Raw genomic sequence first — 6,067 nt, 5'->3', positions numbered from 1 at the left:
TGAGTACAATCAAAAATACAACCAATATGCCCTATGATATAACCTTGTGTGCTGGAGGTGATTGTCCAATCAAGCAATTTTGCAACCGTCATACTGCCGAAATATTGGGTAGGCAAGATTTTTTTGGCTCTATTCCTTTTGATTTTTTTAATAAAAACTGTTCATTTTTCATTAAGAACGACAACTATTTTGGGCATATTCGTTTGAAAGCATTTGAAATTTGGGAGATGAGCCTAAACCAAAGCCAAAACTCTTTACAATATTGGCAACTTGCTGAAGAAGCGTTTATTTATGAATTTCTGAACAAAACACTCCTTTAAAATAATTGATATAAAGCCACTACATAGCCCAAAAAAAATGCTATATTCGTAGCTTTAGTATTGTAAAAAAAAATTAAAAAGCATCATTAATGAAAATTTCTCTACGCAAAGCCACACAAAAAGATGCTGATTTGACGTTCAAAATAGAGCAGTTTTCAATCATGCAATACACAAATTCGCTTTATGAAACTGAAAAGGCATCTTACAAAAGTGAATTTAACCATATCAATATTCAAATAATAGAATTTGCTCATAAAGCCATCGGATATTTGGAAATTGAAGAAAAAAATCATTCTTTTGAAATAATAAATATTTTAATTCACAAAGATTTTCAAAATCAAGGTTTTGGCAAGTTCCTACTTGAAGAAATTATTAAGGAAGCACAAACAAAATTAAAAGGAATAGAATTACAGGTACTAAAAAATAACCCCAAAGCAAAGCGGTTTTATGAAAACTCAGGTTTTCAGGTGTATTTTGAAACCGAATTTGAATTTAAAATGAAGTTTTCCCATGCAAATAGGCTTTTTAGAAATTAAATGGACAGATGTTTTAGACATTTTACTCGTTGCTTTTTTACTGTATTATATTTATAAATTAGTTAGAGGAAGTGTAGCCAGTCGGGTTTTTATGGGCTATTTGCTCATTTATCTTTTTTATCTCATTGTCAAAGCTATTGGTTTAGAGTTACTTACTCGAATATTAGAATATTTTATGGGAGTTGGAGCAATCGCATTAATTGTACTTTTTCAGCAAGAAATTAGGCGTTTTTTACTAATGATTGGTAAATCAACAACCCTTGCCAACAACCAGTTTTTTAGTAAACTTCTTGGAAATCAAATAGATAATGAAGGGAAATATCCTATAAAAACCATTGTAGATGCAACAAAAACAATGTCAAGCGAGTTTACTGGCGGTATCATTGTAATTCAAAAAGAAGATGATTTAAGCAAAATTGCTGAGTCAGGCGATTTCGTGGATGCCCTTTTATCAAAGAAATTGTTGGTTTCAATATTTAGTCAATATAGTTTATTGAGTGATGGAGCAGTGCTTATCACCAACGGTCGCCTCAAAGCGGCACATTGTATTTTGCCCATTGCAAGCAACGAAGATTTACCAACCAGCTACGGTTTTCGTCACCGAGCGGCTTTAGGTATCTCAGAAGCAACCGACGCTGCAGCAATATGTATTTCGGAGGAAAATGGCAAAATCACATTAGCCATTGACGGAAATATCAAAACCGTTTCATCTCCTGAATTAGAGAGAGAATTAAGGAGATATTTGCTCAACGAAATTTCTTGAAAAGTTTTGTTTTGAGAAATGAAAGATTAAAAACTGTTTTCGGTTAATTATTCATTGATGATTTCTTTCTACCCAGGTCCCTCAAAAGTTTATCCTCAATTGGCAAATTATCTTCAAGAAGCCATGAAAGAAGGCATTTTAAGCCAAAATCACCGAAGTTTGGCTTTTATGGATATACTAAAAGAATGTATTAGGATATTTAAACAAAAACAAAATATTCCTCACGATTATTATGTTTACTTCACTTCGTCTGCAACCGAATGTTGGGAAATTGTGAGCCAATCATTAGTAAAAGAGCAAAGTTATCACGTTTTCAATGGGGCTTTTGGCGAAAAATGGTATGAGTATGCCACACGATTAAATCAAAAAACGACAAATACAAAATTTAATTTTCAAGAAAGTTTCGACTCAAAAAACCTATCACAATCAGCAGCCGATGTCATTTGTTTTACGCAAAATGAAACGTCAAATGCTACGCAAATTTCGACTAATTTTCTTGAAAAATTCAGTACTGATTCACTTATTACAATTGATGTTACTTCTTCACTTGGCGGTATAGAATTGGATTGGAAAACAGGCGATGTTTGGTTAGCTTCGGTGCAGAAATGTTTGGGTTTACCCGCAGGATTAGGTATAATGGTTTGTTCACCTAAAGCATTAAAACGTGCCGAAGAAATCGGCGAAAGAAAGCATTATAATAGTTTACTTTTCATCCACGAAAATTTTCAAAAATACCAAACTCATTATACACCAAATGTTTTAGGAATCTATTTATTGATGCGAGTGATGCATCAAGTGCCTGATATTCAAATAGTTAGTAAAAATACAAAAGCTCGTTCTAAAGAATTTTACGATTTTATTGAAACTAAAACTTCGTTGAAGCTATTGATAGAAAAATCGGAAATCAGATCTGAAACGGTTATTGCTGTTAAAGGAAAAGTAGAGGAAATTGCAACTTTAAAACAAATAGCAAATAATTATAATATAATTTTGGGAAATGGCTATGGAGAATGGAAAGATACCACATTCAGAATTGCCAACTTCCCGGCCATAGAAGATTGGGAGTTCGACAAACTTAAATCTCTTTTACAGCTATGAACTTTGTTTTCAAAGAAATTATCTCGGTAACTATCATCCTATTTTCGGTCATTGATATTTTGGGAGCTATTCCGATTATCATTGATTTACGAAAAAAAGCAGGCAGTATTCATGCTGAACAAGCAACTTTGGTAGCAGGTGGCTTGATGATTACTTATTTGTATTTAGGAATTAGTATTCTGAATCTGTTTGGTGTAGATGTCAAATCTTTTGCCATAGCAGGAGCTTTAATATTGTTTTTGATTGGTTTTGAGATGATTTTGGGTAGAAGCATTTTCAAACATGAAACCACTAATAGTAAAGCCACTTCAATTGTGCCGTTGGCGTTTCCAATCATTGCTGGGGCAGGAACAATGACTACAATTATATCTCTGAAAGCAGCTTATCAACAAGAAAACATTGTGGTTGGAATTCTGCTAAATTTACTCTTTGTATATTTGGTTTTACGAACTTCTCAGCAGCTCGAAAAAATTCTGGGTCTAACTGGTGCTGATATTTTACGTAAAGTTTTTGGAATGATTTTGATTGCGATTTCAATTAAATTGATAAAGACAAATTTGATTTAACACAAAGCATCCGCCTCACTCTATCAATAAACTAAACGTATATTAAACGACAAATGTCATTTTTTCTACAAAATTTGGGATTTAGTCTAATTTAAGTTTCCGTTCATCAAATCAAAATAAAACATTAGTTGATTTTGAGTAGTTTTACAAATTAATATCTTCAAACAAATAAAACCTACATTATGAAATTATCAAAATTTACATTTTTATGTTCGGTTGCTTTGTCGGTCTCCTTTGCAGGATTTTCGCAAAAGAAAGATGATAAAAAGCCAGAAGAAGTAAAACCTGCTACACCAGCACCAGCCGTTACGGCAAAACCTGCCGAAGCACCAAAAACAGGGCCAAAACCTTACAAAGAAGTAATCACGTCTAAAGCGGTTTCAAGTAAAGGTTTGATGACGGTTCACAAGTTAGAAGAAAAATATTTCTTTGAGATTGCCGACTCTCTAATCGGACGTGAAATAATGACCGTAACTCGTTTCTCCAAAACGGCCGCAGGTGGTGGTATTTTCGGCGGTGAAGAAGTAAATAGTCAAGTAGTAAAATGGGAAAAAGGACCAGAAAATAAATTATTCTTACGCTCAATCACTTTAGTTATTGCGAGTGGAGATAGTACGAAACCTATTTTTCAATCGGTGAAAAACTCAAGTGCTGACCCAATTATTGGCGTTTTCGATATTAAAGCACTCAGAAAAGACACTTCGTCGGTCATAGAAGTTACCGATTTCTTTAAAGGTGATAATCAGGTTTTCTCACTTGAGCCTGTCAGAAAACAATTGTTAAAAATTGCAATGCTTCAAGCTGACCGTTCATTTATACAGCACATTCGTACTTATCCAATCAATACTGAGATTCGTACTACGAAAACTTTTAGTGTAATTCCCCCAGCTGTTTCGCTTTCACCAATTCCACAAATTGGACAGTATTTACCAGCTTCTCGTGATGCGGGTGTTGTTACGATGGAATTTAATACTTCTTTCGTTATTCTGCCAAAAACACCGATGCGTAAGCGTTATTTCGACCCACGTGTTGGTTATTTTGCTAATCAATATTCAAGTTTTGGTGAAGAATCACAAAAATCAGACAATGAAGTTTTTGCAGTAAGATGGAAACTTGAACCAAAAAATCAAGCCGATGCCGACCGCCAAAAACGTGGAGAATTGATTGAGCCTAAAAAACCAATTGTTTATTATATTGACCCTGCAACGCCTCAAAAATGGCAAAAATACTTAAAATCTGGTGTTGATGATTGGCAAGTAGCTTTTGAAAAAGCAGGTTGGAAAAATGCCATTCGTGGCGAATACATGAACCCAAAAGACAGCATGAGTTTAGAAGATGCTCGTTTTTCGGCAATAAGATACTTTGCAGCTGATATTCAGAATGCTTATGGGCCAAATGTTCATGACCCACGTAGCGGCGAGATTTTGGAAAGTCATATTGGTTGGTACCACAACGTGATGCGTTTGTTGCGTAACTGGTATATGATTCAAACGGCGGCATCTGACCCACGTTCAAGAAAGAAAAACTTTGACGATGAGTTGATGGGACAATTGATTCGTTTTGTGTCTTCTCACGAAGTTGGTCATACGCTTGGTTTACGACACAATATGGGTGCAAGTTCGGCAACGCCAGTTGAGAAATTGCGTGATAAAGAATGGGTTGCAAAAAATGGTCATACATCATCAATCATGGACTACGCACGTTTCAATTATGTTGCTCAACCAGAAGATGGCGTAACTGATTTTTTTCCTCGCATTGGCGATTATGATATTTGGGCAATTCAATGGGCTTACAAATATTTTCCTGATGCTCAAAGTGCTAAAGATGAAAAAGTAATATTGAATGAACTCACAAAAGAGGCGGTAAAAGACCCACGCAAGCGTTTTGGAACAGAAGTTAGTCCTTTTGACCCACGTTACCAAACCGAAGATTTGAGTGATAATGCGATGCGTGCTTCTGAATATGGAATTAAGAATTTGCAGAGAATATTACCAAATTTGACCGAATGGAGCAAAGAAAACGGCGAATCTTATAAAGAATTAGCTGAATTGTACGCAAACGTTTCGGGTCAATACCGTCGTTATATTGGTCATGTAACCAAAAATGTTGGTGGAATTTATGACACACCAAAAACCTACGACATGGAAGGAAGTGTGTATGAAGTTGTTCCAAAAGCTACGCAAAAGGACGCCGTAAATTTCTTGAATCGTCAAGTTTTTGAAACACCTAATTGGTTGTTAGACAAAAATATTTTGAGTAAAATCAATCCAGAGCAAGGTGTTGAAGCAATTAAGACAATCCAAGAAGCAGCATTGAATAGCCTTTTGGCAGGCGACAGAGCTGTTAGGTTGATAGAAACTGGCTCGGCAAGTACAGCAAATTATAATTTAGATGAATTAATGACTGATTTGCGTAGTGGTATTTGGTCTGAGCTGAAGTCTAAGAAAACGATTGACATTTATCGCCGTAACTTACAAAAGGTTTTTGTAGAGAAAGTAACTTCATTATTGAACCCTGGAATGGCTGTTTCATCATATATTCCGCAAGGTGCAACTTATGGTTTTGATAGCCGCATGGTGGACTTGAAAAAAACCGATTTACCTTCAATTGCAAGGGCTCACTTGGAGTCTTTAAAAGGCGAAATCAAAGCGGCATTGCCTTTGACAACCGACAAAATGAGCAAATATCACCTGCAAGATGTCTTGCAACGAATTGAAATTGCTTTGAACCCGAATAAGTAAAACAAGTAAATAGACGTCTATCGATAGTCCATATTTTCAGAAA

Annotated in this window: 6 protein-coding genes; all 6 read left to right on the top strand. The window is 35.2% G+C overall.

Translation table 11 applies throughout. The features are described from left to right. On the top strand, nt 1–320 hold a 320-nt coding region (locus ACH2CJ_RS16430), incomplete at its 5' end, for a hypothetical protein (protein WP_394994051.1). A gap of 89 nt (nt 321–409) precedes the next feature. Continuing rightward, on the top strand, nt 410–856 hold the full coding sequence (locus tag ACH2CJ_RS16425; protein ID WP_394994049.1) for a GNAT family N-acetyltransferase: 447 nt from the start codon (nt 410–412) through the stop codon (nt 854–856). Then, on the top strand, nt 831–1,619 hold the full coding sequence (gene cdaA, locus ACH2CJ_RS16420; RefSeq protein ID WP_394994047.1) for a diadenylate cyclase CdaA: 789 nt from the start codon (nt 831–833) through the stop codon (nt 1,617–1,619). The genes ACH2CJ_RS16425 and cdaA overlap by 26 nt, the downstream gene beginning before the upstream one ends. A 57-nt stretch (nt 1,620–1,676) precedes the next feature. Then, nucleotides 1,677–2,717 carry an aminotransferase class V-fold PLP-dependent enzyme gene (locus ACH2CJ_RS16415; RefSeq protein WP_394994045.1) on the top strand — a complete coding sequence of 347 codons (1,041 nt, stop codon included), beginning with the start codon at nt 1,677–1,679 and terminating at the stop codon, nt 2,715–2,717. Next, the gene (locus tag ACH2CJ_RS16410; RefSeq protein ID WP_394994043.1) at nt 2,714–3,283 is read left to right on the top strand and encodes a MarC family protein; all 570 of its coding nucleotides are present in this window, start codon (nt 2,714–2,716) and stop codon (nt 3,281–3,283) included. Before ACH2CJ_RS16415 ends, ACH2CJ_RS16410 begins: the two co-directional genes overlap by 4 nt. Before the next feature lie 182 nt (nt 3,284–3,465). Continuing rightward, a complete protein-coding gene (locus ACH2CJ_RS16405) occupies nt 3,466–6,024 on the top strand; it encodes a zinc-dependent metalloprotease (RefSeq protein WP_394994041.1) in 2,559 nt (852 codons plus the stop codon). Nucleotides 6,025–6,067 lie beyond the last annotated feature (43 nt).

It is taken from the genome of Emticicia sp., assembly GCF_043780375.1.
Classification (GTDB): domain Bacteria; phylum Bacteroidota; class Bacteroidia; order Cytophagales; family Spirosomataceae; genus Emticicia.
The sequence above is the reverse complement of the archived record's forward strand: the minus strand, read 5'-3'. Positions and strand labels throughout refer to the sequence as shown.

Coding starts and splice junctions, on each gene's coding strand:
- ACH2CJ_RS16425 (WP_394994049.1), top strand. CDS start 410: ATGAAAATTTCTCTACGCAAAGCCACACAAAAAGATGCTGATTTGACG.
- cdaA (WP_394994047.1), top strand. CDS start 831: ATGCAAATAGGCTTTTTAGAAATTAAATGGACAGATGTTTTAGACATT.
- ACH2CJ_RS16415 (WP_394994045.1), top strand. CDS start 1,677: ATGATTTCTTTCTACCCAGGTCCCTCAAAAGTTTATCCTCAATTGGCA.
- ACH2CJ_RS16410 (WP_394994043.1), top strand. CDS start 2,714: ATGAACTTTGTTTTCAAAGAAATTATCTCGGTAACTATCATCCTATTT.
- ACH2CJ_RS16405 (WP_394994041.1), top strand. CDS start 3,466: ATGAAATTATCAAAATTTACATTTTTATGTTCGGTTGCTTTGTCGGTC.